The organism is Rhizobium binxianense, assembly GCF_028994275.1.
Taxonomy (GTDB): Bacteria; Pseudomonadota; Alphaproteobacteria; order Rhizobiales; family Rhizobiaceae; genus Rhizobium; species Rhizobium binxianense.
In genome coordinates this window covers 242,798-267,614 of sequence record NZ_CP118713.1, presented here as the reverse complement: position 1 = coordinate 267,614, position 24,817 = coordinate 242,798, and the positions used below count along the sequence as shown (strand labels likewise).

The 24,817-nt window shown below is 61.4% G+C and carries 28 protein-coding genes, 2 tRNA genes and 1 pseudogene; 10 read left to right on the top strand and 21 right to left on the bottom strand.

All coding sequences use genetic code 11. The annotated features are described in order from the left end of the window. The 7 genes from PO860_RS01335 to PO860_RS01305 all read right to left on the bottom strand — a co-directional run bounded on the left by PO860_RS01335 (position 1) and on the right by PO860_RS01305 (position 6,955). Entirely contained in the window at positions 1-825 is an 825-nt protein-coding gene (locus tag PO860_RS01335; protein WP_183605647.1) for a class I fructose-bisphosphate aldolase, read from the bottom strand. Positions 826-965: 140 nt separating this feature from the next. Next, on the bottom strand, positions 966-1,739 hold the full coding sequence (locus PO860_RS01330) for an SDR family NAD(P)-dependent oxidoreductase (protein ID WP_275038022.1): 774 nt from the start codon (positions 1,737-1,739) through the stop codon (positions 966-968). 11 nt (positions 1,740-1,750) lie between these two features. Then, positions 1,751-2,476, bottom strand: coding sequence for an SDR family oxidoreductase (locus PO860_RS01325; protein WP_272782920.1), 726 nt, complete (start codon positions 2,474-2,476; stop codon positions 1,751-1,753). A gap of 12 nt (positions 2,477-2,488) precedes the next feature. After that, positions 2,489-3,775 (bottom strand): D-tagatose-bisphosphate aldolase, class II, non-catalytic subunit, encoded by a 1,287-nt coding sequence (locus tag PO860_RS01320; protein WP_275038345.1) that lies wholly within the window; start codon positions 3,773-3,775, stop codon positions 2,489-2,491. Next, positions 3,775-4,752, bottom strand: coding sequence for a tagatose kinase (locus PO860_RS01315; protein ID WP_183605644.1), 978 nt, complete (start codon positions 4,750-4,752; stop codon positions 3,775-3,777). Before PO860_RS01315 ends, PO860_RS01320 begins: the two co-directional genes overlap by 1 nt. A 29-nt stretch (positions 4,753-4,781) precedes the next feature. Then, positions 4,782-6,008, bottom strand: coding sequence for an ROK family protein (locus PO860_RS01310; RefSeq protein WP_273883565.1), 1,227 nt, complete (start codon positions 6,006-6,008; stop codon positions 4,782-4,784). 62 nt (positions 6,009-6,070) lie between these two features. After that, a complete protein-coding gene (locus PO860_RS01305; protein ID WP_275038021.1) occupies positions 6,071-6,955 on the bottom strand; it encodes a sugar phosphate isomerase/epimerase family protein in 885 nt (294 codons plus the stop codon). Between the two features lie 295 nt (positions 6,956-7,250). On the opposite strand from PO860_RS01305, the gene PO860_RS01300 reads away from it, so the two are divergent. The 6 genes from PO860_RS01300 (at position 7,251) to PO860_RS01275 (ending at position 12,567) form a co-directional block, all read left to right on the top strand. Beyond that, entirely contained in the window at positions 7,251-8,684 is a 1,434-nt protein-coding gene (locus PO860_RS01300; RefSeq protein ID WP_272782919.1) for an extracellular solute-binding protein, read from the top strand. A gap of 97 nt (positions 8,685-8,781) precedes the next feature. Beyond that, complete coding sequence (locus PO860_RS01295; protein ID WP_272782918.1) at positions 8,782-9,657, top strand: carbohydrate ABC transporter permease; 876 nt, start codon at positions 8,782-8,784, stop codon at positions 9,655-9,657. A 4-nt stretch (positions 9,658-9,661) separates the two neighbouring features. Next, positions 9,662-10,498, top strand: a complete 837-nt coding sequence (locus PO860_RS01290) for a carbohydrate ABC transporter permease (protein WP_275038020.1) — start codon at positions 9,662-9,664, stop codon at positions 10,496-10,498. 4 nt (positions 10,499-10,502) lie between these two features. Then, a complete protein-coding gene (locus PO860_RS01285) occupies positions 10,503-10,709 on the top strand; it encodes a DUF2160 family membrane protein (RefSeq protein ID WP_183605639.1) in 207 nt (68 codons plus the stop codon). Positions 10,710-10,767: 58 nt separating this feature from the next. Beyond that, complete coding sequence (locus tag PO860_RS01280) at positions 10,768-11,829, top strand: ABC transporter ATP-binding protein (protein WP_272782915.1); 1,062 nt, start codon at positions 10,768-10,770, stop codon at positions 11,827-11,829. 12 nt (positions 11,830-11,841) lie between these two features. Next, positions 11,842-12,567, top strand: a complete 726-nt coding sequence (locus PO860_RS01275; RefSeq protein ID WP_183605637.1) for an SDR family oxidoreductase — start codon at positions 11,842-11,844, stop codon at positions 12,565-12,567. Between the two features lie 9 nt (positions 12,568-12,576). Here PO860_RS01275 and PO860_RS01270 read toward each other — a convergent pair whose 3' ends face one another. The 11 genes from PO860_RS01270 to PO860_RS01220 all read right to left on the bottom strand — a co-directional run bounded on the left by PO860_RS01270 (position 12,577) and on the right by PO860_RS01220 (position 19,453). Further along, a complete protein-coding gene (locus PO860_RS01270; protein WP_275038019.1) occupies positions 12,577-12,828 on the bottom strand; it encodes a hypothetical protein in 252 nt (83 codons plus the stop codon). Between the two features lie 564 nt (positions 12,829-13,392). Next, a tRNA-Phe gene (locus PO860_RS01265) sits at positions 13,393-13,468 on the bottom strand. 179 nt (positions 13,469-13,647) lie between these two features. Continuing rightward, the gene (gene yacG / locus PO860_RS01260) at positions 13,648-13,860 is read right to left on the bottom strand and encodes a DNA gyrase inhibitor YacG (protein ID WP_183605635.1); all 213 of its coding nucleotides are present in this window, start codon (positions 13,858-13,860) and stop codon (positions 13,648-13,650) included. Positions 13,861-13,991: 131 nt separating this feature from the next. Beyond that, positions 13,992-14,612, bottom strand: coding sequence for a Maf-like protein (locus tag PO860_RS01255; protein WP_028757471.1), 621 nt, complete (start codon positions 14,610-14,612; stop codon positions 13,992-13,994). Positions 14,613-14,667: 55 nt separating this feature from the next. Further along, the gene (infA, locus tag PO860_RS01250; RefSeq protein ID WP_003545338.1) at positions 14,668-14,886 is read right to left on the bottom strand and encodes a translation initiation factor IF-1; all 219 of its coding nucleotides are present in this window, start codon (positions 14,884-14,886) and stop codon (positions 14,668-14,670) included. 123 nt (positions 14,887-15,009) lie between these two features. Continuing rightward, positions 15,010-15,486 (bottom strand): arsenate-mycothiol transferase ArsC, encoded by a 477-nt coding sequence (locus PO860_RS01245; RefSeq protein WP_183605634.1) that lies wholly within the window; start codon positions 15,484-15,486, stop codon positions 15,010-15,012. Positions 15,487-15,491: 5 nt separating this feature from the next. After that, positions 15,492-15,965, bottom strand: a complete 474-nt coding sequence (locus PO860_RS01240) for a UPF0262 family protein (protein WP_097619979.1) — start codon at positions 15,963-15,965, stop codon at positions 15,492-15,494. A 4-nt stretch (positions 15,966-15,969) separates the two neighbouring features. Beyond that, on the bottom strand, positions 15,970-17,268 hold the full coding sequence (gene hisD, locus PO860_RS01235; protein WP_183605633.1) for a histidinol dehydrogenase: 1,299 nt from the start codon (positions 17,266-17,268) through the stop codon (positions 15,970-15,972). Between the two features lie 49 nt (positions 17,269-17,317). After that, complete coding sequence (locus tag PO860_RS01230) at positions 17,318-17,749, bottom strand: DUF2948 family protein (RefSeq protein ID WP_272782911.1); 432 nt, start codon at positions 17,747-17,749, stop codon at positions 17,318-17,320. A gap of 109 nt (positions 17,750-17,858) precedes the next feature. Next, complete coding sequence (murA, locus tag PO860_RS01225) at positions 17,859-19,151, bottom strand: UDP-N-acetylglucosamine 1-carboxyvinyltransferase (protein ID WP_272782910.1); 1,293 nt, start codon at positions 19,149-19,151, stop codon at positions 17,859-17,861. Between the two features lie 107 nt (positions 19,152-19,258). Then, complete coding sequence (locus PO860_RS01220; protein ID WP_275038018.1) at positions 19,259-19,453, bottom strand: hypothetical protein; 195 nt, start codon at positions 19,451-19,453, stop codon at positions 19,259-19,261. Between the two features lie 157 nt (positions 19,454-19,610). Between PO860_RS01220 and PO860_RS01215 the strand changes: the two genes are divergently transcribed. Next, positions 19,611-19,685 (top strand) — tRNA-Thr (locus PO860_RS01215). A gap of 278 nt (positions 19,686-19,963) precedes the next feature. Then, a complete protein-coding gene (locus PO860_RS01210) occupies positions 19,964-20,206 on the top strand; it encodes a DUF982 domain-containing protein (RefSeq protein WP_097619983.1) in 243 nt (80 codons plus the stop codon). Between the two features lie 302 nt (positions 20,207-20,508). Here PO860_RS01210 and PO860_RS01205 read toward each other — a convergent pair whose 3' ends face one another. Further along, complete coding sequence (locus PO860_RS01205) at positions 20,509-20,769, bottom strand: hypothetical protein (RefSeq protein WP_183605630.1); 261 nt, start codon at positions 20,767-20,769, stop codon at positions 20,509-20,511. Positions 20,770-20,863: 94 nt separating this feature from the next. Next, complete coding sequence (locus tag PO860_RS01200) at positions 20,864-21,124, bottom strand: BON domain-containing protein (RefSeq protein WP_183606635.1); 261 nt, start codon at positions 21,122-21,124, stop codon at positions 20,864-20,866. Positions 21,125-21,258: 134 nt separating this feature from the next. Between PO860_RS01200 and PO860_RS01195 the strand changes: the two are divergent. Both PO860_RS01195 and PO860_RS01190 read left to right on the top strand, forming a co-directional pair. After that, positions 21,259-21,524, top strand: a pseudogene (locus tag PO860_RS01195) (hypothetical protein). A gap of 107 nt (positions 21,525-21,631) precedes the next feature. Beyond that, entirely contained in the window at positions 21,632-23,692 is a 2,061-nt protein-coding gene (locus tag PO860_RS01190; protein WP_272782907.1) for an ATP-dependent helicase, read from the top strand. 11 nt (positions 23,693-23,703) lie between these two features. On the opposite strand, the gene PO860_RS01185 is transcribed toward PO860_RS01190, so the two are convergent. Continuing rightward, positions 23,704-24,759, bottom strand: a complete 1,056-nt coding sequence (locus PO860_RS01185) for an enoyl-CoA hydratase/isomerase family protein (protein WP_272782906.1) — start codon at positions 24,757-24,759, stop codon at positions 23,704-23,706. Positions 24,760-24,817: the final 58 nt, after the last annotated feature.

Below are 24,817 nucleotides of genomic sequence, written 5' to 3'. Positions count from 1 at the left end.
TCAGCCAATATGCCGGGAGGCTTGCTCGACGGAAGCCTTGTCATGGACGATCGCCATCAAGGCCCGCGTCATGCCGCCGGGATTGTGATGCTGGATGACGTTGCGGCCATAGACGATGCCACGGGCGCCCTGCTCCATCAACTGCTTGGTGCGGATCAGGATTTCCTGATCCGAAACGCGGCCGCCGCCGCGCACCAGCACCGGCAGGCCTTGGGCGATCTCGACCACGCGATGATATTCCTCGACATTGTCGCAGGGGTCGGCCTTGATGATATCAGCACCAAGTTCGGCCGCCTGACGCACAAGCGGCAGGATCTTGTCGATCGCGCCATCCACCATGTAGGCACCCTTGGAATTGTCCTGCATGACGAGCGGTTCGACCATCAGCGGCATGCCGTAAATCTCGCATTGGCGCTTCAGGCTGTTCACATTGCGCACGCAGGCGCGGTAGACCTCCGGCTGGTCCGGCAGCATCAAAAGATTGACGACGACACAGGCGGCATCCAACGCAACGCCCTGTTCCACCGCCCTGTCGATCATTTCGGAGAACAGCTGGGACGGCAGAGGATTGCCGTAAATGTTGGCGATGTCGGTGCGCAGCACCAGTGCCGGACGATGCTTGCCGGGGATCGCCTGCAGAATGGGTGCGGTCCCCGGCGGAAGCTGAATGGCATCGGGTGCCGCCTCAGCGATCACCTCGATGGCCATCTTCATGTTCTCGATGCCGGAAAGGAAGGTTCGTTCATTGAACATGCCGTGATCGATGGCAACGTCAAAACAATTTCCAGACACGCCGAAAAGTCGGTTCAACCGCGCGGATTTCATCACACTCCTCCCAGATATGGCAACGTTTCCACATTCGAATAAATGCAGCAGGAATGAGAGTCAAGAAAATGTGGTAACGTTTCCACATTCCCTGATTTGTTTGCAGCCGGCCTTCCAACGCGCGCCTCGCTCCCAAAAGATTACCAGCAGGTGAAGCCCGCATCGACATTGACGATCGCCCCGGTCATCAGGCTGGCTGCCCCCGATGCGAGGAAGAGGACAGCACTTGCCACCTCCTCCGGCGTTCCCATCCTGCCCATCGGTGTGTCGGCGAGCCAGAATGGAATCCGCTCGCGATTGGCTTCGACGGCCGCCACCATGGGTGTCTCGATATAGGTGGGCGCGACGGCATTGACCCTGACGCCGTGATGCGCCCACTCGGCGGCCAACGAGCGCGTGAGATGATGGACCGCCGCCTTGGAGACGTTATAGGCCGTCTGAGGCTGAGGCCGGTTGCAGATCGTCCCCGACATCGAGCCGAGATTGACGATGGCGCCCCGTTTCATCGAAATCATGGGGCGACCGAAGGCGCGCGAGCACCAGAAGACACCGTTGAGATTGACGTCCATCATGCGCAGCCAATCCGCGTCGGTGAGCTCCTCCGCCGGAATGCCGCTCTGGCCAATGCCGGCATTGTTGACGAGGATCGTTGTCGGCCGCCCGCCATCGGCAAGCTCGGTTGCGATTGCGTCCATTCGGGCCGCGTCGGTGACGTCACCAACCCGGACTTCGACGTCGTAGCCTCTGCCGCGCAGCGCAAGCGCTTGCTCAGCGTCGACCCCGCTGCGTTCGATGACAACGACGGCAGCACCCGCCTCCGCCAGCGCCTCGGTGCAGCAGAGGCCGATCGCACGCCCTCCGCCTGTGACCACCGCACGTTCGCCGTCCAGGCGAAATTTCTGCTGGTAACTCATGTCAGGCTCCTTCAGATGTCGAATGCGCTTGGAAGCACCACGATATCGCGGATGGTGACGTTGCGCGGCCGGGTCAGCATGAAGATGATCGCGTCGGCTACTTCCTTGGGCTCGATCAAAGCCCCGGCCTCCTTGGCCTTGCGAAGGTTTTCCTCCGGCCAGTCCGCAAGCAGAGCGCTGATCACCGGCCCCGGAGAAACCGAGCCTACGCGAATGCCGCTTTTCAGAAGCTGGCGTCGCATCGTCTGGACGAAGCATGTCATCGCCCACTTCGACGACGAATAGACCGGTTCCCATGGAATCGCCGAATGTCCGGCGACCGAGCTGGTGACGACAATGTCGCCGGTGCCGCGTTCGATCATGTGCGGAATGACGTTTCGAACGTTCTTGATGACGACGTTGACATTGAGATTGAGCATCCGATCAATGGTATCGAGATCGGTTTCCATCAGGTCGCCGCCGATATAGGTGCCGGCATTGGCGTGCAGGATGTCGAGTTTGCCCGTCTTCGACAGGACACCCTCGAGCAGTCCCGCGCACTGGTCCGGATCCAGCAAGTTGATCTTGAGCGGAATGGCGCGCTCGCCAAGCCGGGCGCAAACCGTCTCAAGGGCCTTCTCATCGCGGTCCACCAGCACGACCGTCGCGCCAGCGGCGAGCATTGCCTCCGTCGAAGCGAGTCCTATTCCGGACGCTGCACCCGTGACCGCTGCGATCTTCCCATTCAATTCCGTCATCGATTTCTCCTCCTATCTTGATGCTGATTTCTCGACGCCGCAGGCGGCGTGATAGTCCGAAAGACTTTTCGTCACTCTCCAGACCAGAACCTGTTCCGGATCGAGCGGCGCATCTGCGAAGTGCTGCGCGGCCGGCATGTGCTGCCAAAGCAAAGGCAGCGGCACGGATTGCCCTCGAAGAATCTCGCACAGGCGCGTGACGGCGCCTTGCGCTTCAGCTGACGCCCAGTAGTAGCGGATACGGTCGGAGAGCGAGTAGTGACGCAGCCACCGCTTCTCGCCATCCGTTCCATGGTAGTGGCGGTTCCAATTGCCCGGCCGATCGAGCATCAGCGTCTCCATCGCTGCATAAAGCGGACGCTGGCCGTAATTGGGCAAGAGATCGGACGCGATCGCATCCAGCGCGTAGAGCGCCTCGCGCAGGACGAAGGTCAGCTCGGGACCGACCTTCAGGATGGGAAACCCGTCCTCCACCAGCGCGGCCAACGGGCCGGTGCCCTGATAATCCGTCGAGTGCGCCTCGAACACGAATTGCGGCTCCTCTGTCAGCACCGACTGCAGCGCATCGATCTTGCTGCTGTCATAGAGGATGACATTGTGATTGCCGAACTCGACGCCCGGCTGAACGACCAGACCGATGGCGCGTCCGAACGCTTCCGCCAGTCCTGCCTCTGCAAAAACCCGGCGATGAACGTCGATCGTCTTCAGCGCCGCCGCAGCAGCCGTCGGTTCGATCGCTGTAAGGGCATGGTCGGCCCCACCCGGCGGCGGCACCTCGGTGCCGATGACATAAACCGGCATTGCGCCGCCGGCCTTCTTCGCCGAGAGGTCGGCGACTTTAGCCAGCCGGGCGGCACGATGGGCGGTGGTTTCGTCGTCGAGCGCCACCGGCTCGCCCAGGCAGCCCATCGAGGCATCGAGGTGAATCTTGCGGAATCCGGCGTCGACATAGGCGGCAACCATCTTCTCCGCCTCGGCCATCGCCTCTTGCGCCGGGCGATCGCGCCAAGGATTGGGACCGAGGTGATCGCCGCCGAGAACGATCAGATTTTCGGGGCACCCTTCCTCTGCGGCGATCTTCATCACGAGAGACGCAAAGTCGCTTGGCGTCATGCCCGTGTAGCCGCCGAGGTGGTTGACCTGGTTGCAGGTCGCTTCGATCAGGACGGTACTCTCCTGTTGCCGCCCGTGCCGAAGTGCAGCTCGAAGCACGATCGGATGGGCGGAGCATACGGAGGTCACGCCTTTCGGGTGGCCTTCGATCCTCAGCCTGGCGAGTTGGTTGAGATGCACCTGCATCACGGCCGCCTTTCCGTTGAAGCGATAAATGCATCGAGTTCTCGGCGAGTGCCGGCCCCTTCCATCGGGCCCAGCACGGTCACATTGCGGGCGCCGGCAGCCGAGGCATAGGTCAGCGCTTGCTGCTGAGACATTCCGAGCCGCCGGCAGGTGAGATAGGCACCGCCGAAGCAGTCGCCGGCACCCGTCGGGTCGACCTCCTGAACGACGAATGCCGGAGCGTCGATGCGGTCTCCTTGCCCGCCGAAATAGGTCGCACCATCAGCTCCGCGTTTCAGCACGACCTCCTTGACACCGATCTCGAACAAGCGGCGGATCGCTTCTGCCTCGCCTTCGACACCTGCGGCACGCTCGAGCTCCTCTCCGGACGGCAGAAGGAGATCGGCCATGGCGACGAGCTTGGAAAAGCGGCGCTCGGTGTCCCCATCCAGTTTCAACTCCTTGCGAATGTTCGGGTCCACCGAGAGCGTTCCGCCGCGTGCCTTGACGATATCGACCGCCTTGTCGATCACCTCCCGCGCACTGGGGACCGACAGAGCCGAGCCCATCACGTGAAGATGCCCGCTCCGATCGATCAGATCGCCGACCGTTTGCGACCAGCCGAAGCGCGCAGCTGCGGATGTGGCGATGTTGTAGACGAAATCCCGGGAGCCATCCTTGCGGTAGCGGACAAAGGCGCTTCCTGTGGGATAGTCCGGATCGATCGAGATCGCCGACACATCGACGCCATCGCGTTTGAGGCGATCGGTATTGACGCGGCCGAAATCGTCATCGCCGACGGCGCCGACCATGGCCGCTTTGCCGCCCAGGCGGCCGCATTGCGAAATGAAGATCGCCGGCGCCCCGCTCGCAAACGGGCCGACCAGCGGCTGGGCTTCGAGAAACCCGTCTCCAACCGTCGTGGCGACGATCTCCACGAGGATCTCGCCTACGCAAACCGTGGGACCGAGCGCGTCCGGGGCCAATACTGAAGCCATTTCAATCCTGCTTTCGATCGTTCTTGTCGTCAACTCGTCGCCGATTGGACCGGCGCACCATCCTCGCTGCCGAATTCCTCGTTCTCCAATGACAGAAAGCGCTGGTGCAGCATGCATGCCGCCCCGAAGGCGGAACCGAACTCCGCATCGCCGTCGACGACGATCTCAGGCGTGGGGAAAGGGATGTTCTGGCCCTCCGACATGTGGACCGCCACGCGGGCGGCGACCATCGGGTAGAGGGATGCCACGGAGCCGCCGAGCACGATCCTGTCCGGGTCGAGCAGACGACACGCCTGCAGCAAGGCGTATGCGAGATGGCGCGACCAGCTTTCGGCGATATTGACCGCGGCCGGGACACGGTCACGAACGTCGCCGAGGAAGTCCTGCAGATCCGCGTCCTTGCGGCCGACAGCCTCGCGATACTGCCTGATGAGCACCTCGCGACCGATCAACTGTTCGAACTTCTGACCGCCGCTTCCCGGCACCATTGTGTGGCCGATTTCTCCCGCCAGGCCGTGGCCGCCCCGGAACAGCTTGCCATCGATCATGATGCCGCCGCCGACACCGGTTTCCATGAGCAGGAACAGGGTCACACCCGCGGCGCCGTGACGATAGCTGTCACCGATCGCAAAGGCGTTGGCGTCGTTTTCGACCGCGATCGGGAGGGTATCCGGGACGGCGGCCAGGAAGGCAGCGCGGCCAATCTCCTTCAACGGCACGTCCCGCCAGCCGATGATCGGGGCCAGGGTGACAAATCCATCCGGCCGGATATGGGCCGGCGTCGATATGCCGAGACCCTTGCACCTGCCGATCATCCCTTTCGCCATCGCGCCGATAATGAGTTCGACACCCTGCGCTACTGCCGCCTCCACCGTCGAAGACGGCGTATCGAACGCCATTTTCCGGCATGCCCGGACTTCGGCGGAGAGATCGATGACTGCTGCCGATATATGCTCGACGCCGATCTCTATCCCGACGAAGAATGCGGCATCGGCAACCAGTTCGAGCATGATGCCCGGACGCCCGGCACGGGAATGCTCCGAGCGCGGCTTGCCGCTCTCATCCGACTCCTGAACGAACCCGCCTTCCGTCAGTTCGGCGACGATCTCTCCCGAGGATGAGCGATTCATGCCGAGCTTGCGGGCGAGATCGGCTCGGCTGAGGCTTCGGTGGGCGTAGATCGTCTGCAAGGCGGCGACGATATTGTTCTGCCGGATCCTGCGCGGCGAACTCCCGATGGAGACGGTGTCGTTCATATTTCAATTCCCTTCAAGTCGCCCAACCCTTACACGACCGGAACAGGCTGTCAGAAGGATAATCAGGGCCGCGCGTTTGTGGCGCGGCGGCGCTTGGCCTCGTCATATTTCAGCTCGATGTAGCGCTTCGCATGGGCTGCAAGCGGATCATTCTCCTCCCAGGTATCGCGCCAGATCGCGCAGGCGAGCGAAAGGCCTTCGTCGACCACCGTCGTCGAGAAGCTTTCGAACACGATGTCGCTGCTGTAGTCGATGTCGAGCAGCGCGTCGAAGATCAGATCGAAGTTGATGACGCCGTCGCCGAGGTACCCGCGATTGCTCTCGCCGATGTGGAAGTAGCCGATCTTGTCGCCGGCCAGACGGATCGCGGCGGCCGGATTGGCTTCCTCGATGTTCATGTGGAACGTGTCGAGATGCAGACGGACATGCGCCGATCCGGTCTCGGCGATGAACTTGAGCCCCTGCGCCGTCGTATTCAGCAGGTTCGTCTCGAACCGGTTGACGACCTCCAGGACGAGGTCGACGTTCGCCTGCCTGGCGACTTCGCCGGTTGCGGCGATCGCGGCGACACTGTTGTCCCAGCCCTTCCTCGTCGGCTGGCGATTGTACTTGGTGTGGGCGGAATAGAGAATCCCGCCGAGCTTGTTGCCGCCGATATCGCGGACCGCCCGAACGGCATCGGCCAGCGTCTGCTTGCCGGCGGAGACAGCAGACATGTCCTCGCTTGATACGTCCTTGTCGAGCGGCAGACCCATCGTCACGCCGATCTCGACGTCAAGGGACTGCGCAAGCTTCGCCAATCGATCGAGATTGAATTTCTCCGGCCTGAGATAGGCAAATTCGATGGTGCGATATCCATGTTCGGCAGTCTTGTTGAGGGCCATCTCCAGCCCTTCCTGCGTTTGGCCGCCTGTCCATACAAATGAATGGATGCCCAATCGACGCATAGGTTTTTCCTCCACGATCTGCCTTTGATTGCGGACAGTGCTATGCCTTTTAGTTTGGTAAGGCAACAAATAATTTTAAGCTCATATTTTTTGTTGCCATGCGAAATATCTTTGCAATGCAGCATTTTAGGCCAATTCACACTAATCCACCTCTGCAAAAGAAATTAGTTTCCGCAAAAATCAAAGAGATAGTCCGCCTATTTGCATGTTTAGACAACAAATGTTGCGTAGTCGGATTTTTTGGCCTACACAAGCACCGGCGAAACGATCTCGCTGCACTCTGGGAGGATTGGAAATGCATCATGCTTTGAAGGCTAGCGCGCTTGCGCTGACGCTCGGCCTCGCCACCACCGCCTCGCCGGCCTGGGCCGACTTCTGGTCCGATGCCGGGGCTAAATACAAGGGCGTGACGCTGCACGGCGTCACCGAAAGCACCCCGCCATCGAACTACATCAAGAACGTGCTCGCCCCGGAATTCGAAAAGAAGACCGGCATCAAGGTCGACATCGAGACGACGTCCTGGGATCAGATGTACGATAAGGCCATCAAGGACATGGAAGCCAAAACCGGCATCTATGACATGGTCTATATCGAGCAGGACATCATCTACTCTTATCTCGCCAGGAATTTCCTCGTCGACATCACCAAGACGCTGAAAGACCAGCCGGATCTGAAGGCGCCGACCTATGACGACTCGAACTTCACCAGCTTTGCCGACTACTTCAAGGACACGAGCGGCGATCTCTTCGGCGTTCCGATGGAAGCCTTCCTGAAGACCTATCTCTATCGTAAGGACCTGTTCGACGATCCGAAGATCAAGGAAGCCTTCAAGAAGGAAACCGGCAGGGAGCTGAAGCCGGCGACCACCCACGCGGAATATACGGAGATTGCCGAATTCTTCACGAAGTACGGCAAGGACAACGGCCTGGAGCTCTGGGGCACGACCGCTCAGGCCCATACCGGCCATCCGGCGTCCTGGTATGAATTCTTCGAGTCCATCGTGCCGACCTTCGGCGTCTACAATTGGGGCATCGACGCCAAGAACAATTATGCGGCGACGGTCGAACACGGCGGCTCGATGAACGGCGACAAGGCGAAGGCCGCGCTGAAATATTGGTTGCACCTGCGCGACATCGCTCCTCCGGAATCGACGCAGTCGACCTGGACGGAAACCGCGACGACCTTTGCCGCGGGTCGTGTCGCCCAGGGACTGATCTACGGTGAGAACGCCGCCTGGATCGCCAGCGATCCGGCACAGTCGAAGGTTGTGGGACAGGTCGGCTTCGCTCTGCCGCCGCTCGAGCCAGGCGTATTGGACGATGCGAAAGCCGGAAAGGGCTATATCGGCTATTACGATGGCGGCGCCTTCGGCGTGCCGATCACGTCCAAGAACAAGGAAGCGTCGCTGCTCTTCCTCGAATTCATCGGCCAGAACGAAGTGCAGCCCGATTGGGCGATCGCCGCGCCGCGCATCACCAACAAGGCGACGTTCGACGATCCGAAGGTGAAGGAGATGGACGTCAAGCTCGGCGGCTTCTACACCATGCTGAAGGACGAGGGCAAGCTCTTCGCCGGCGCTCCTCCCTACCCCTTCCATGCACAGGTGCGTGAAGCGACCGCTCCGATCTTCTACGATATCCTGACCGGCAAGATCGGCCCCGATGAAGGCCTCGACCAGATGGCGGCCAAGGCCGAAGAGGAGCTCACCTCGCTCGGCTATCGCAAATAAAACATCCTCCCCAACTGACGGGTCGTTTCCTGCGACCCGTCATCTTGCGCTCCTAGACGGAGCGGACGTCCACATAACGTTCAATGGGGGATAGGCGATGCATTCGCAGAAGCTCGGATGGCTGTTGCTGTCACCGACCATCATAATCCTTGGACTGTTCGGGATCTTCCCGTTCATCTACGTCCTCTGGGTCTCGTTCCACGCATGGAACCCGTTCGCGGCCAATCCGGGCATGGTCTTCAACTGGGCTGACAATTATAGGCGGCTGGTCTTCGACCAGCAGTTCCTGGCATCGCTCGGCATAACCCTGGCATTCGTCTTCTTCGCGGTCGTGTCGGAACTGGTCCTCGGCTACATCCTTGCCCAGGCGCTGCTGAAGGACTTTCCCGGAAAAGCGGTGTTTCGCACGATCCATACCCTGCCGCTGATCATGGCGCCGATCATCGTCGGCTCCGTCTGGAAGCTGATGACCACGCCGTCGATCGGCATCATTCCCTATCTGCTCCGAAGCTGGTTCGGCTACGATCTGAATATCGGCCAGAGTGCCGTCGCGGCCTTCACCGTGACAGTGATCATGGACATCTGGCACTGGACGCCGCTCGTCACCCTCTCGCTGATCGCCGCCCTCGTCTCGCTTCCGTCGGACCCGTTCGAGCAGGCGCAGATCGACGGCGCCGGCAAGAGCCAGATCTTCTGGCACATTACGCTGCCTTTGATCCGCCCGGCCCTGCTCGCCACCGTGTTCATCCGGCTGATGGACGCGCTGCGCACGGTCGACGAAGTGCTGATGCTGACCGGTGGCGGTCCGGGCTCATCGACGCGCTATATCGGCGTCCATATCTTCCGGGAAGTCTTTCCCAAGACGAATTACGGCTACGGTTCGGCCATATCCGTCATCGTCCTATACCTCACCATCGTCGTCTGCTGGCTGCTCTATGTCGGCCTGATTGCGCCCCGCGTGAAGAGAGGTTGACGCGATGAAGACCCAGACCCCCTGGCTTCCGGTCGTCCTGTGGACCCTGATAAGCCTCGCGACCCTTTTCCCGATCTACTGGCTGTTCGTCATCTCGGTGAAACAGCCCTTCGACCTGTTCTCGACGCCCGACGTCATTCTCCGGAGCTTCTTCTGGAAGAATTACCAGGACGTGCTGACCAATCCGACCTTGCGCGGATACATGCTCAACTCGATGATCATTTCGTCGGGCAACGCGCTGCTTGTCACGACGCTCGGTTTTTTTGCCTGCTACGCCCTGACGCGCTTCCAGCTTGCCGGCAAGGAAAGTATCTTCTTCTGGACGATCACCAACCGCATGGCGCCGCCGGCGGTCTTCCTGCTGCCGCTTTTCCTGCTGCTGACGCAGGTCTACAGGATCGGCGACTTCTCGCTCGCCGATTCCAGGCTGGGCATGATCCTGGTCTATTGCTCCTTCAACCTTCCCTTCGCCATCTGGACGCTGCGCCCGACCGTGGAGGGGATCCCAAAAGAGCTGGACGAGGCCGCCTATATGGACGGCGCCAGCCCATGGGTCGTCCTCTACGACATCGTCTTTCCCTTAGCACGGCCCGGACTCGCGGTAACGCTGATCCTGACCTGGGTGTTTGCGTGGAACGAATATCTGCTGGCGGCGACGCTCACCAATTTCAATGCGCGGACGCTGACCACCGGCCTGTCGGAATATGTGACGACCACGGGAACGGCCTGGGGCATCATGGCGGCGATCTCAATGCTGACACTGGTTCCGGCACTCATCGTGTTTTCGGTGGTGCAACGTCACATCGTTGCCGGCCTGACCTTCGGCGCCGTGAAAGGATGAAGCCATGACGTCTCCATCAGGAAATAATCAACGCAAGCCGGGCTTTCTGCCGATCGAAACGAACTGGTTCGACCGGCTGTTCATCGCGGTGGTGATCTGGGTCGCGCTCTCGCTGTTCTGGATGCGGTTCCTCGAGCCGTTCGGGCTTTCGGTCTGGTTTGCGGCAGCCATCTCGGCGGTCCTCGGCGCCTATCTCGTCTGGAAGGGATGAGCCGATGAATTCCCTCAACGCCAAGATACAAGCTGAACTGATTTAGGGAGGAACGACATTGGCAAATGTACAGGTGAGCGACGTCACCAAGAAGTATGGCGCACTACAGGTCATGCACGGCGTCAGCGTCGACATCGAGGATGGCGAATTCGTCGTGCTGGTCGGCCCATCCGGATGCGGCAAGTCCACACTGCTGCGGATGATCGCCGGTCTCGAGACCGTCAGCGGCGGCGATATCCGGATCGGCGGCCGTGTCGTCACCAACGCTCCGCCGAAGGAGCGCGACATCGCCATGGTCTTCCAGAGCTATGCGCTTTATCCGCACAAGACGGTCGCCGAGAATATGGGTTTTCCGCTGAAGATGGCCAAGCGCCCCAAGGCGGAGATCGACGAGAAGGTCGGCAGGGCGGCCGAGATTCTCGACCTGACGCGTTATCTCGACCGCTATCCGAAACAGCTGTCGGGCGGGCAGCGTCAGCGCGTGGCGATGGGCCGCGCGATCGTGCGCGATCCGAAGGTCTTCCTGTTCGACGAACCATTGTCGAACCTCGACGCTAAACTCCGCGTCACCATGCGCGTCGAGATCAAGGAGCTTCACCAGCGGCTGAAGACCACGACCGTCTACGTCACGCATGATCAGATCGAGGCCATGACGATGGCCAACAAGATCGTGGTGATGCGCGACGGCAGGGTCGAGCAGATCGGCAAGCCGCTCGATCTCTACGACTTCCCGGTCAACCTCTTCGTCGCCGGCTTCATCGGCAGCCCATCGATGAACTTCCTGCAAGGTCGCATCGCCACCCGTGACGGCAGGAAGGTCGTCGTCACCGACCAGGGTATCGCCCTTCCCATGGGACATACCAATGCGGACGAAGGAAGAGCCGTAACCTACGGCATCCGGCCGGAGCATATCACGATCGGCGATGAAGGCGTTCCGGTGGAGGTCTCGGTGTTCGAGCCCACCGGTTCGGAGACATTGATCTTCGGCCGCACGGGCGGCGTGCCGATCGACGCGCTGATCCGCGAACGCATCGAGGTCGATCCCGGACGGACGATGTACTTCCACATCGATCCCCGACGTGCACATATCTTCGATCGGGAAACGGGCCAGAGACTGTAAGGGAGACGATCCATGGAGTTCAAAGGAAAGACGGTTATCGTGACCGGCGCCGGAAAAGGCATCGGACGCGAAATTGTCAGGATGCTCATCGAGCGGGGTGCTGAGGTGGTGGCCCTGACGCGGAGTGCCGCCGACGTCGAAGCATTGCGTGGGGAGCCCGGCTGCCGGGCCATACAGGTCGATCTCGCCGACGCCGATGCGACCAGACAGGCTGCGATCGCCGCCCTTCCCGCCGATTTTCTCGTCAACTGCGCCGGCACGACCGAACTCCAGCCGTTCCTGGAGACAACCGTCGAAGCCTTCGACCGGCTTGTCGCGGTCAACACGCGTGCTCCGATGATCGTCGCCCAGGAATATGCTCGTTCACTGATCAAAGAGGGCCGCAGAGGCGCCATCGTCAATGTCTCGTCGGTCGCCGCCTTCGTCGGCCTCCCCGACCACGCTGCCTATTGCGCGTCGAAGGGTGGATTGGATGGCTTGACGCGCGTCATGGCCAAGGAGCTTGCACCTCACGGCATCCGCGCCAACGGAATCCATCCCACGGTGACGCTGACCCCGATGGCGGTGAAGGCATGGAGCGATCCCGAGAAGGCCACGGGGATGATGCAACGAATTCCCGTCGGTCGGTTTGCCGAGCCAGCTGACATTGCCGAAGTTGTTCTCTTCCTGCTTTCCGATGAAGCTGCCATGGTGAACGGGATATCGATGCCCGTGGACGGCGGCTATATGATCGCGTGAGATTCAGGATTAACGTGTCGTACGATCCTGCGATTGCGATACGGGAAGCGGCGGTTTTGGCCGCCGCACCAATCGGCGCAGCTCATCTTGATCAATAAAATGATCCGTCACGCCGGCCTCTTTGTCCGGATGGCTGAAAACAAGACCGTCGGAATCCTCGAGCTTCAGGGCTTGCTCCGTATTCATGATTCCGAGCGCCTGGCGCTCATACTCGGACTCGAGCGCCGCCTCGACGATGGCTTTTTTCTTGCGCATGTCCATGTCCTCCGTTGCTCAAATGGTAACGGACGGGCGGACTCGCGGTTCCCATCAGGGATTCACGATATGAGACCGGCTGAAACGAACATCCCATCGATACACGGCCCTCTATCGCACGGGTGTAGCAAGCAGTCAGCTGCAAACCTGTCTGAGTCACCCATCAAAATTTTGCAGCTTAACAGCACTTCGAACTTTGGACCTCCGCGTCGTCGGGACACTCGCGACCGGAATGCCGGCGGAATTCTCTCATCACGGACTTGCGATTCCTTTCACTATTTATGCTCTACCGTCAAAACCATTGGCATGGCCCAGTTGACCTGAAGGATCGGCCAGCGCAGTAATCTGACGTTGTCATCCTCGACCTGCGCCTCCCATCGCGCATAAAATGCAATTTCAAGTGAGGGTTTTCTACGACGGTTGTCTACACGGAGGACAGCCCAGCGCGCCCGTGCTCGGAGCAACATCGTTCGACGTTCGCTACCACGTTTCGCGCTGCTACCGGCTGCGGCAGCAAAGCCGCACGTTTTCAGGCGCTCAAGAATAAGCTGATTGGTAAGGAAATCAAAGTGGTGCCCAGGACCGGAATCGAACCAGTGACACGCGGATTTTCAATCCGCTGCTCTACCAACTGAGCTACCTGGGCTAACCTGCTTCCGCTGGTGCTTTTCAGAAAAAGAACCGTGGGGCCTTGGTTCGCCCCGGAAGCGAGCGGGGTTATAGCATCTTGTTCGGCCATGGCAAGCGTCAAATGACTCTTTTTTGACGGTCTTGCCGGTTTTGCGGATTCTTGAGGAAAAATAAGAGCTTCGCCGGGAAGTTTCTCTAGTTTTCCTCATCTGGGTAATCGGCCTTCGTCTCGTCGTCGGCCACCGGGATGGCATAGGCGCCGGTCAGCCAGCGGGAGAGATCGACCTCGCGGCAGCGATTGGAGCAGAAGGGGTAATGTTCGCGGTGGGAGGGTTTGCCGCATTCGGGGCAAGGGCGCGCCTTGCGCAGCGGCTCGACCTTGGCGGCCGGTTTGTTGTCGTCTGGCATATCGGTCCGTCCTAGAGCATGTCGAGCAAAAATGTCCAACGGTTTTGCGACAACGACATGCGTAAAAACAAAGCCTTAAAGCGCGAGGGATCTGAAAGATCGTGACGCGCTTCAAGCATCGGCCGTCGGGCTCAGCCCTCGGGCCACCGGCTATGCACATCGAAGCCTTCGCCGGTCAGAAGCAGAATGGTTTCATAAAGCGGCAGGCCGACGACATTGGTGTAGGAACCCACCATCTTCTGTACGAAGGTGCCGGCAAGGCCCTGGATGCCGTAGGCGCCTGCCTTGCCGCGCCACTGGCCGGAGGCCAGGTAGTTTTCGATCTCGAAGCCGGAGAGCCGCTTGAAGCGGACCTTGGTCTCGACGATCTTCTGGCGGATCTTGCGATCCGGCGTCACCAGGCAAACGCCGGTGTAGACCATATGGTTGCGCCCCGACAAGAGATGCAGCGAGCTCAACGCCTCGTCGGCGAACTCGGCCTTGCCGAGAATGCGCCGGCCGACGGCGACCACCGTATCGGCTGACAGGATATAGCTGCCCTTCCAGGTGATATCGCCTTTTATGGCGGCAAGGGCAGCCTCGGCCTTCTCCGCCGAAAGCCGGCGGGCGAGCGAACGCGGGTGCTCCGACTTCTTCGGCGCCTCGTCGATATCCATCGGCATCAGGCGCGATGGCTCGATGCCGGCCTGGTTGAGCAGGTCGACGCGACGGGGCGAGCCCGAGGCCAGAATGAGCTTGTATTTCAGCGTCATGGAACCTCGACCATCGGCAGACGGGAGAAAAACCCTTGCAGGGCCCTGGGCAAGCTTACTTGAAACGGTAGGTGATGCGGCCCTTGGTCAGATCGTAGGGCGTCATTTCCACCAGCACCTTGTCGCCGGCGAGAACGCGGATACGGTTCTTGCGCATACGGCCGGCGGTATGGGCGATGATCTCGTGTTCGTTTTCGAGCTTCACGCGGAACGTCGCATTCGGCAGAAGTTCGGTGACGATTCCCGGGAATTCGAGGACTTCTTCTTTAGGCATATAAGTGTTTTCTTCCTGTGGGTTGAATAGGCAGCGCAGGGCGCGCCTTCAAAATTTGGGCGGAAACTACACAATCAACGATGGTTTGTGAACCTTGTTGATCAGGCTTTCCTTTATTTGTTTTCAAGCCGATTGCGCGGCGATGCCATTTCGCTTGAGTAGCCGGCTTTCGATGAGGCCGGCCAGGTGATCGCGAACCTCGCGGTAGCTCTCCAGAATCTGCTCGCGCGTGCCGCTGACAACGGTCGGATCCATCGTCGGCCAGTAGACGACGTCGATCGCATTCGACCTGGTCAGCTCGAGCGCCGAATGATGGGCCTGCGGCGACAGGGTGATGATCAGATCGAAAAAATCGTCCTCGAGCTCTTCCAGCGTTTGCGGCTGGCGGCGCCCAAGGGACAGCCCGATTTCTTCGAGCACGACATCCACGAAGGGATCACGTTCGCCGGCGCGAACGCCGGCGGACTTGATATAGGTATTGGACGGCAGAATGCTACGGGCAATCGCTTCAGCCATCGGCGAGCGGATGGCATTCATGCCGCACATGAAGAGGATGGCGCCCGGCCGCTTTCCCTCCTCGACGTCGGCGGCGAGATCCATGGCCGTCACCCGCGCCAGTAGAGCACGCAGACCAGGGTGAACAGCCGCCGGGCGGTGTCGAAATCGACCTCTATCTTGCCGGTCAGCCTGTCCTTCAGCGTCTGCGAACCTTCATTGTGGATACCGCGCCGGCCCATGTCGATCGCCTCGATGCGGCTCGGTGTGGCCGAACGGATCGCTTCATAATAGCTCTCGCAGATCATGAAGTAATCCTTGACGATCCGCCGGAAAGGGGTGAGCGACAGGATATGGGTGGCAACCGTGCCACCCTCTTCCGTCGTGATGCCGAAGACCAGCTTCGAATCGACCAGCGAGATGTTCAACCGGTAGGGCCCGCCGGCATGGCCGAGCGGCGCGAAGCTGTTCTCCTCGATCAGATCGAAGATGGCGACGGCGCGTTCATGCTCGACATCGGGCGTCGAACGGCCGATCGTATCGTCCAAGACGACGTCGCAAAGCCGGAAATCGCCCTTCGCCATCCCCTCACCTTTCGAGGTTGAGGCGGATCGCGACCGATCGCGCATGGGCATCGAGGCCTTCGGAGACCGCCAGCGCGATCGCCGCCGGGCCGAGGGTGCGCAGTTGCTGCGGCCCAAGGCGCAGGATCGAGGTGCGCTTGACGAAATCGAGCACCGAAAGACCGGATGAGAAACGGGCCGAACGTGCGGTCGGCAGCACGTGGTTCGAACCGCCGACATAATCGCCGATCACCTCAGGCGTATGGGCGCCGATGAAGATCGCGCCGGCATTGCGGATGCCGTCGAGCAGCCGGTCCGGATCGGCGACGGCAAGCTCCAGATGCTCGGCGGCGATGCGGTTGGCCAGCGGAATGGCCTGTTTCAGATCGGAAACGAGGATGACCGCGCCGAAATCGCGCCAGCTTGCCGCCGCCGTCTCAGCGCGGTTCAGCGTCTTCAGCTGGCGTTCGACCGCCTGCTCCACCGCCTTGCCGAACTCGGCATTATCGGTGATCAGGATCGCCTGGGCGCTGACATCGTGTTCGGCCTGCGCCAGGAGGTCGGCGGCAATCCAATCCGGATTGTTGTCCTTGTCGGCAATGACAAGCACCTCGGAGGGGCCGGCGATCATGTCGATGCCGACGGTGCCGAAGACATGGCGCTTGGCGGCGGCGACATAGGCATTGCCCGGGCCGGTGATCTTGGCAACCGGGGCGATCGTCTCGGTGCCATAGGCAAGTGCCGCGATCGCCTGGGCGCCGCCGACACGATAGATCTCGGTGACGCCGACAAGCTTGGCGGCGGCAAGCACCGCCGGATTGACGGCGCCGCCGGTGGCGGGAACGGCGATGACGATGCGGTCGACACCGGCGACCTTGGCCGGCACGGCATTCATCAGCACCGAGCTCGGATAACTCGCGGTGCCGCCCGGAACATAGAGGCCGACCGCTTCGATCGCCGTCCAGCGCGAGCCGAGACCGACGCCGAGATCATCCTCGTAAATATCGTCCTTCGGCAGCTGCCGGCGATGGTGGGATTCGATGCGCAGGGCCGCGAGCTTCAGCGCGCCCAGCACCTCCGATGGCACCGCCTCGACGGCGGCGTCGATTTCCTCTGATGTGACACGCATCGGCACGGTCGCGTAATCGATGCCATCGAATTTCAGCGAATATTCGGCCAGCGCCACATCGCCGCGCGCCCTGGTATCATCGATGATGGCGCGAACGGTGGCGTTCACATCCTCGGAAACTTCACGCTTCGTCGTCAGAAAGGCAGCGAAATGCTGCTCGAAACCTTCCGATGCCTGATCCAGCCAGATTGCCAAGGCCGATATTCCTTCTCAACTCGAAACTGCGATATTCAAACGTCAAGCGTCAGCGATGGCGCGGCTTGGAGGAGGCCTCCCAGGCGCCGCCGATATCGGCCAGCTGGACCTCGATGCATTCGACATCGAGCGCAATCGAGGCGGTGCCGGACAGCGACAGCTCGATCGTACCCTCCGGCCCCTCGCCCTTCTGCTCGAAGCGCAATGCCAGCAGCGACAGCACCTCGTCGCGTTTGCCACGATCGATGCCGAGCGACCGGACGGCAAGCACACGCTTGAAGACCACGGCAGCACGACGGCGCTCGAAACCCCGGCGCTTGCGCTCGGCACCTTCCCAGACGAAACGATTGACGGCAAGCGCGAACTGCGCGTCACGCGGCGACCAGTCGATGTCGCCGACCTTGAAGACGCTGTCCTGCATATGCGCGGAAACGACCGCAAGGTCTTCGTCATCGAGCGCCACAAGCTTCAGGTCGGTCATTCAGCCTCATCCCATCATCGGTCAATGCCGGGCACCGCCGGAATGGCGATGCGTCAGACAAGGGAAATAGGATGCTGCGGCGGATTACGCAACCGGGATAAGGGCGCGTTTACTCGCTGATGCGCTCGACGATGGCGCCGCAGCGGGTCAACTTCTCCTCGAGCCGCTCGAAACCACGGTCGAGATGATAGACGCGGGAGACCGTGGTTTCGCCCTCGGCGGCAAGGCCGGCAATGACGAGCGAAACCGAGGCGCGCAGGTCGGTCGCCATGACGGGCGCACCGCGCAGGCGTTCGACGCCCTCGATCTTCGCCGTCTGGCCGGAGAGCGAGATCCTGGCGCCGAGGCGGGCAAGCTCCTGCACATGCATGAAGCGGTTTTCGAAGATGGTCTCGGTGACGTGCGAAACGCCCGAAGAACGGGTCATCAGCGCCATGAACTGCGCCTGCAAATCGGTCGGGAAACCCGGGAAGGGATCGGTGACGATATCGACCGGCTTGATGCCGGCGCCGTTGCGCCGGATGCGCATGCCGTTGTTGGTCGAGGAAATCTCCGCGCCGGCGCGGCGCAGCGTTTCCACCGCGGTTTCGAGCAGCGCCACATCGGTATTTTCGAGCACGACGTCACCGCCGGCCATGGCGACGGCCATCGCATAGGTGCCGGTCTCGATGCGATCCGGCAGGACGCGGTGACGGGCGCCGGAGAGCGAGGTGACGCCTTCGATGGTGATGGTCGCAGTACCCGCGCCCGATATCTTGGCGCCCATGGCGTTCAGGCAGTTGGCGAGATCGACGACCTCGGGCTCGCGGGCGGCATTGCCGATGACAGTCGTGCCGCGGGCAAGGGTTGCGGCCATCATCATCACATGGGTGGCGCCGACCGAAACCTTCGGGAAGGTGTAGCGCGCGCCGATCAGGCCGCCGGCCGGGGCCCTGGCATTGATATAACCGGCATCGATTTCCATCGACGCGCCGAGCGCCGTCAGACCGTCGATGAAGAGATCGACAGGGCGCGTGCCGATGGCACAGCCGCCCGGCAGCGACACGCGGCAATGGCCCTCGCGCGCCAGGAGCGGGCCGATGACCCAGAAGGACGCGCGCATCTTCGAGACCAGCTCATAAGAAGCCGTGGTATCGACGATGGTGCGGCAGGTGAAATGGATCGTGCGGGCGTAGGAATCTTCCTGGCGCTCGCGGCGGCCGTTGACGGCAACATCGACGCCGTGATTGCCGAGGATGCGCATCAGGAGTTCGACATCGGCCAGATGCGGCACGTTTTCCAGCGTCAGCGTATCGCTGGTCAGAAGCGAGGCGATCATCAGCGGCAGTGCGGCATTCTTGGCGCCGGAAATCGGAATGATGCCATTCAGCTCATTACCGCCGACGATTCTGATACGATCCATGTGCGCTTACGGGCCGCGCCCGCCTTTCCTGAAAGTTGTGCCTTGAAAGAAGGAGTGAGGTGTTTAGGGGATTTATCAAAACGCTTCAATTGGCGAGGGACGGAACATTACGATTCGTCCATTTTTGCGGCGGGCAGGCCATTTGTTTCGTCGGCTTGCCCGGAACGGCGGGCGCGTACCTGCTGTTTGCGTCTTGAAAGATTTTCTCTGAGCTTGTCGGCGGCGCGTTCGCGGCGCAGTTTCGCCTGTGCCTCGATCGCCTCTTTGCGGCTCTGCTGGCCGGTTACGGTCTTGTCGTTCATGCAGACAGGATTAGCCGAATTTGCGCCGATCCAAAAGTCCCTTGCGTGCCAATCCACGCGAAGTTGGAATTTGCTGCTTGCGCTTGCCGTCAAGCTGTGGCAATAGCCGCCCCGTTCCCGCAATTGAGCCGCCCGGCTCCACACGGGTACTGGTCCTGCTGCCGTAGCTCAGTGGTAGAGCACACCCTTGGTAAGGGTGAGGTCGGTGGTTCAATCCCACTCGGCAGCACCAGTTTTCTCTCAGTATTGGGAATCATTTTGCTCTTTCTCGGTGAGAGTAGCCCCTCATCGCAATGGTGGCGCGCTGGCGCCATACAACTTATTTGCGACCGATAAAAATTCCTCATGGCCTGCGTGCGCACGCAAGCTGACATTTCGCCTCATCAGCAACCAACGATTCACCATTGTTGACCGTGAAAATCACGCTAGAATAGCGATCATGGCGGCGCCTCCCCGGAGGAATAGAGGCGCTGCACCGTTGTTTCTGTCGACAATCGTGGAGGAGCATCGATGGCAACTGAACGATGGAACAGTCCGGTGACGGTCGGTTTCGAAGGTGCCAGCGCGCGAACGGTCAATGGTCCGTTCGATGCGTTGAAGTGCCTGGCGGATTTCTGGCCGAATGCGCGCGGGCTGCGTTATATCAAGGCCCGCAGCACATGCCGGGCAGCACTCGACGGGCGCAAGAGCGTGGAAGAAGCGAGAGCCGAGTTCCTGGCGGCGGCCGAAGAGGCGAAGCTGAAGCTGCATTGAATTGGCGCAGAATCCCTTTCCGAAAATCGATTCCGATTTTCCGGGTTATGCATTGCACTTCGCTGAGGATATCGACCATTCCCGGCGTTTCGGTAAAGGAAACGTGCCGGAACGGGGCAATGCTTTCATTTTGCTTAACCCTGCATCGAACTCGTGGCGGGTTTTGGTGCAACGGGCGTTGCGCCTGATACAGCTGTCTTCATAGAAGATGTTCAGCCATCATGATGATGGTCAGAGGCTCGTACCCTCTGCGGAAACGCAAGGCGAGCCTCGTCCGAGCAAGCCCTTCCTGTTTTCAGTTTTCAGCAGCCCGCGCCGCCCTCATTCTCCACCTCGACATAACCGACGCCGATGATCGTACCGTCTGCCGCGCGGATGAAGGAGGGGAGGTAGTGAGGCTCTGCCGGCTGGCAGGCGACGGTGCCGGTATATTCGTTGAGGGCGATCTGGTCCTTCGGCAAAGCGGAATAATTCGTGCCGGTTTCCAGCGAGGCATAGGCGGAGCCGGCAAGGACACCGCCTGTTATCAAGGTCATTGCCGAGAGGCGAAGAAGCGGCTGCATTAGGATCTCCAGCGTTCAGGTCCGGCCTTTCAACCCGCGGGATGGTATTTTGGTTCCCTTCATGCGTTGCAAAGACATGAGGGCGCGGGACCGGCTAGTGTCGCAGCAAGCGACTGTGCACATAGCCTCGTCCGACGATGTTCTCGGCGATCTCGACCGCCCGCTCGACATCACCACGCCTGTGCACGAAGCCTTCCAGGACGACATAGGCGCCCGATATGCTGACGGTGATTTCTCCCGCTTCGATATCGCCGGTCGCATGAAGGGCGCTTTCCACCGAGGCGCGCGTCGCCGCATCGCTGTGGCCCTGCCGGCCGGGCTCCTCATGGTCGGTGAATGCTGGAAACCCGAGCACCGTGACCGTCTCCTGATGTTGGTAGATGCAGGTTAACGCCGTGCGGGACGTTTCGTTGCAGCCGGGCGGATAGCCCTTGGCGGAAGAGGCTGCGATTTCCATATCTGGCTACAGTCGAAAGAGGGATGACGACGATGAAAGCGCTTCTGCCCGCCTTGTTGACCGGGGCCTTGCTTGCCGGCTGTTCCTCGGCAGACAGGCCGGCGCTGGAACCCATTCCCGGCAGCATCACCTATGGCGGCCAGCCGCGAACGAAGCTCACCAAGTCGCCGGTCGGCAGCGCCGTCTACAACCAGTTCTACAATGAGACCGGCCAGCGGGTGGAGGAAACCATATTCTTCAGCCGGATCGCAGCCTGAAACTGGTGCGGCGCGAGATTGCCCCGGATTTCCCCGATTGAGGCTTCCCTCCCCGACCACAGCGCTTGACAGCGGCTGAAATCGCGAACATTCAAGGAACATCTAATCTTTCCCCAGTGATTCTGCGGGAGCCCGACCGGACGGCTGGATGTATCTCGAAAAGCTCAATCCCCAGCAGCGCATGGCCGTCGAGCATGGCACGCTCACCGACGGCAGCCATATTGCCGGGCCGCTGCTGGTCATTGCCGGCGCCGGCTCCGGCAAGACGAATACGCTGGCGCATCGGGTCGCGCATCTGATCGTCAAGGGCGCCGATCCCCGCCGCATCCTGCTGATGACCTTCTCACGCCGGGCAGCCGCCGAGATGGCGCGCCGCGTCGAGCGCATCTGCCGGGATGTTCTCGGCGCCAATGCCGGCATCATGGCGGATGCACTGTCCTGGTCCGGCACCTTTCACGGCATCGGCGCGCGGCTGCTGCGCGATTATGCGCAGCAGATCGGCCTCGATCCTGACTTTACCATCCACGACCGCGAAGACAGCGCCGACCTGATGAACCTCATCCGGCACGACCTCGGCTTCTCCAAGACGGAAAGCCGGTTTCCGGCCAAAGGCACCTGCCTTGCGATCTATTCCCGAGCGGTGAATTCGGAGACCGCGCTCGATCAGGTGCTGCGCGATGCCTTTCCCTGGTGCGCGACATGGGAGAAACAGCTGCGCGAGCTTTTCGCCTGTTATGTCGAGGCCAAGCAGAGCCAGAACGTGCTCGATTACGACGACCTGCTGCTCTATTGGGCGCAGATGGTCGGCGAGACTGTCATTGCCGAGGATATCGGCAGCCGCTTCGACCATGTGCTGGTCGACGAATATCAGGACACCAACCGGCTGCAGGCCTCGATCCTCATGGCGCTGAAGCCGCAAGGCCAGGGGCTGACCGTCGTCGGCGACGATGCCCAATCGATCTATTCCTTCCGCGCCGCGACGGTGCGCAATATCCTCGATTTTCCCGCTGCCTTCAGCCCGGTCGCTGATATCGTCACGCTCGACCGCAATTACCGCTCGACGCAGCCGATCCTGGCGGCTGCCAACGCCGTCATCGATCTCGCCTCGGAACGCTTCACCAAGAATCTCTGGACCGAGCGGCAATCATCGGAGCGGCCGCGCCTGGTGACGGTGCGCGACGAGACCGAGCAGGCGCGATATGTCGCCGACATGGTGCTCGACAACCGCGAGGAAGGCTTGAAGCTCAAGCAGCAGGCGGTGCTGTTCCGCGCCTCGCATCACAGCGGCCCGCTGGAGGTCGAATTGACCCGACGCAACATTCCCTTCGTCAAATTCGGCGGGCTGAAGTTCCTCGACAGCGCACATGTCAAGGACATGCTGGCTGCGCTGCGCTTCGCCCAGAACCCGCGCGACCGGGTGGCGGGCTTCCGGCTGATGCAGATCCTGCCGGGCGTCGGGCCGTCGACGGCACAGAAGGCGCTCGACCTGATGGCTGAGGATGCGAGCCCGCTATCGGCGCTCGCCGAAATGCCGGCGCCGCCGCGCTCCGGCGAGGACTGGACTGATTTCGTTGCCATGCTGCAGGAGATGAAATCCGGCAAGGCCGGCTGGCCGGCGGAGATCGGCCTGGCGCGGCAATGGTACGCGCCGCATCTGGAACGGCTGCATGAGGACGCCGCGACGCGGCAAGCCGATCTGCTGCAGCTCGAGCAGATCGCCGGCGGTTATGCCTCGCGCGAACGTTTTCTCACCGAACTCACCCTCGATCCGCCGGATGCCACCAGCGACCAGGCCGGCGTGCCGCTGCTCGACGAGGATTATCTGATCCTTTCCACCATCCATTCCGCCAAGGGCCAGGAATGGACGAGGGTCTTCATGCTGAACGTCGTCGACGGCTGCATTCCGAGCGATCTCGCCGTCGGCGCCACCGCCGAAATCGAGGAGGAACGCCGGCTGCTCTATGTCGCGATGACGCGAGCGAGAGACGGCCTCGATCTGGTCGTGCCGCAACGCTTCTTCACCTACGGCCAGAATTCGCAGGGCGACCGGCACGTCTATGCCTCACGCAGCCGCTTCATCCCGGCGACGCTGCTGCAGTTCTTCGAGGCCTGCAGCTGGCCGCAGGTGAAATCGGAGACCGCCGCGCAAGCGCAGGCGCGGCAGGTGCGCATCGATGTCGGCGCCCGCATGCGCGGCATGTGGCGATAGGCTGAAACAGTTCAGAGCGAAAGCGGCGCCTCGGCCGGTTTCAGGAAATGCTCGATTGTCGCCGCACCGACGGCCTCGACTGAGGCGGGCGACCATTTCGGATTGCGGTCCTTATCGATGACGGCGGCGCGGATGCCTTCGAAGAAGTCGGGATTATCCAGCATCTGCAGGCAGGCGCCGAGTTCGCGGCCGAGGCATTCGGCAAGCGAGGCGCTACGGCGGCCGGCCCTGAGCAGCCGCAAAGCAAGCTTCAGGCTGGTCGGCGAACGCGTCAGCAGCACTCGGCGCGTCTCGGCGGCGAAATCGCCCTTCTCCTCGGCGAGTGCTGCCAGGATTTCCTCGACGCTGTCGAACCGGAAGGTGCGATCGATCAATGCCGCGTTCAGCCGCAGCCGGCTTTCTCCGGCGGGCTCCGAGAGCGTCTGCAGCACCGCATCGACGTCGCTCGATGAACTGCCGCGTGCCAAGCCCGACAAAGCATCGATCACCGCACCGAGCTGCGACGAAGCGATCTGCAGGTCGGCGAGCCCAGCGTGGAGCGCGTCGGCGGCACCGACATCCAGCCCGGTCAGCCCGAGCCATGTTCCGGCCTCGCCGGGCGCCTGCGGCAGCAGCCAGGTGGCGCCGACATCGGGGACATAGCCGATGCCGGTTTCGGGCATGGCGAGGCGCGTGCGCTCGGTGACAACGCGGTGGCGGCCGTGCGCCGACAGGCCGACGCCGCCGCCCATGGTGATGCCGTCCATCAGCGCGACATAGGGTTTGGGGTAGGAGGCGATCTGATGGTTGAGGCGGAATTCCTCGCGCCAGAAGGTTCCTGCCAGGCCATCGCCGGCGCGGGCGCTTTCATGCAGGGCGCGGATGTCGCCGCCGGCGCAGAAGCCGCGTTCGCCCTCGCCTGTCGCCACGACGCTTGCCACCTCGCAATCCTCGGCAAAAGCGTGCAGCGCCGCGGTGATCGTGCGGATCATCGGCAGCGTCAGGCTGTTCAGCGCCCGCGGCCGGTTGAGCCGGATCACGCCTGCGGTGCCTCGCCGTTCAATGATGACTTCGTCGTCGTCCTGCATGGTTCACCTCCTCGGTCACGACCATGAATAGACGACGATCCAGCTTCGCTCCAGTCGA

What these genes read in the sequence shown, in the direction of transcription:
- PO860_RS01325 (WP_272782920.1), bottom strand. Translation starts at nt 2,476, where the DNA reads ATGACGGAATTGAATGGGAAGATCGCAGCGGTCACGGGTGCAGCGTCC.
- PO860_RS01275 (WP_183605637.1), top strand. Translation starts at nt 11,842, where the DNA reads ATGGAGTTCAAAGGAAAGACGGTTATCGTGACCGGCGCCGGAAAAGGC.
- PO860_RS01310 (WP_273883565.1), bottom strand. Translation starts at nt 6,008, where the DNA reads ATGAACGACACCGTCTCCATCGGGAGTTCGCCGCGCAGGATCCGGCAG.
- PO860_RS01220 (WP_275038018.1), bottom strand. Translation starts at nt 19,453, where the DNA reads ATGAACGACAAGACCGTAACCGGCCAGCAGAGCCGCAAAGAGGCGATC.
- PO860_RS01245 (WP_183605634.1), bottom strand. Translation starts at nt 15,486, where the DNA reads ATGGATCTCGCCGCCGACGTCGAGGAGGGAAAGCGGCCGGGCGCCATC.
- murA (WP_272782910.1), bottom strand. Translation starts at nt 19,151, where the DNA reads ATGGATCGTATCAGAATCGTCGGCGGTAATGAGCTGAATGGCATCATT.
- PO860_RS01320 (WP_275038345.1), bottom strand. Translation starts at nt 3,775, where the DNA reads ATGCAGGTGCATCTCAACCAACTCGCCAGGCTGAGGATCGAAGGCCAC.
- PO860_RS01295 (WP_272782918.1), top strand. Translation starts at nt 8,782, where the DNA reads ATGCATTCGCAGAAGCTCGGATGGCTGTTGCTGTCACCGACCATCATA.
- PO860_RS01300 (WP_272782919.1), top strand. Translation starts at nt 7,251, where the DNA reads ATGCATCATGCTTTGAAGGCTAGCGCGCTTGCGCTGACGCTCGGCCTC.
- PO860_RS01285 (WP_183605639.1), top strand. Translation starts at nt 10,503, where the DNA reads ATGACGTCTCCATCAGGAAATAATCAACGCAAGCCGGGCTTTCTGCCG.
- PO860_RS01230 (WP_272782911.1), bottom strand. Translation starts at nt 17,749, where the DNA reads ATGACCGACCTGAAGCTTGTGGCGCTCGATGACGAAGACCTTGCGGTC.
- PO860_RS01190 (WP_272782907.1), top strand. Translation starts at nt 21,632, where the DNA reads ATGTATCTCGAAAAGCTCAATCCCCAGCAGCGCATGGCCGTCGAGCAT.
- PO860_RS01255 (WP_028757471.1), bottom strand. Translation starts at nt 14,612, where the DNA reads ATGACGCTGAAATACAAGCTCATTCTGGCCTCGGGCTCGCCCCGTCGC.
- PO860_RS01335 (WP_183605647.1), bottom strand. Translation starts at nt 825, where the DNA reads ATGAAATCCGCGCGGTTGAACCGACTTTTCGGCGTGTCTGGAAATTGT.
- PO860_RS01270 (WP_275038019.1), bottom strand. Translation starts at nt 12,828, where the DNA reads ATGGACATGCGCAAGAAAAAAGCCATCGTCGAGGCGGCGCTCGAGTCC.
- PO860_RS01305 (WP_275038021.1), bottom strand. Translation starts at nt 6,955, where the DNA reads ATGCGTCGATTGGGCATCCATTCATTTGTATGGACAGGCGGCCAAACG.
- yacG (WP_183605635.1), bottom strand. Translation starts at nt 13,860, where the DNA reads ATGCCAGACGACAACAAACCGGCCGCCAAGGTCGAGCCGCTGCGCAAG.
- infA (WP_003545338.1), bottom strand. Translation starts at nt 14,886, where the DNA reads ATGCCTAAAGAAGAAGTCCTCGAATTCCCGGGAATCGTCACCGAACTT.
- PO860_RS01205 (WP_183605630.1), bottom strand. Translation starts at nt 20,769, where the DNA reads ATGCAGCCGCTTCTTCGCCTCTCGGCAATGACCTTGATAACAGGCGGT.
- PO860_RS01240 (WP_097619979.1), bottom strand. Translation starts at nt 15,965, where the DNA reads ATGGCGAAGGGCGATTTCCGGCTTTGCGACGTCGTCTTGGACGATACG.
- PO860_RS01210 (WP_097619983.1), top strand. Translation starts at nt 19,964, where the DNA reads ATGGCAACTGAACGATGGAACAGTCCGGTGACGGTCGGTTTCGAAGGT.
- PO860_RS01290 (WP_275038020.1), top strand. Translation starts at nt 9,662, where the DNA reads ATGAAGACCCAGACCCCCTGGCTTCCGGTCGTCCTGTGGACCCTGATA.
- PO860_RS01330 (WP_275038022.1), bottom strand. Translation starts at nt 1,739, where the DNA reads ATGAGTTACCAGCAGAAATTTCGCCTGGACGGCGAACGTGCGGTGGTC.
- PO860_RS01185 (WP_272782906.1), bottom strand. Translation starts at nt 24,759, where the DNA reads ATGCAGGACGACGACGAAGTCATCATTGAACGGCGAGGCACCGCAGGC.
- PO860_RS01315 (WP_183605644.1), bottom strand. Translation starts at nt 4,752, where the DNA reads ATGGCTTCAGTATTGGCCCCGGACGCGCTCGGTCCCACGGTTTGCGTA.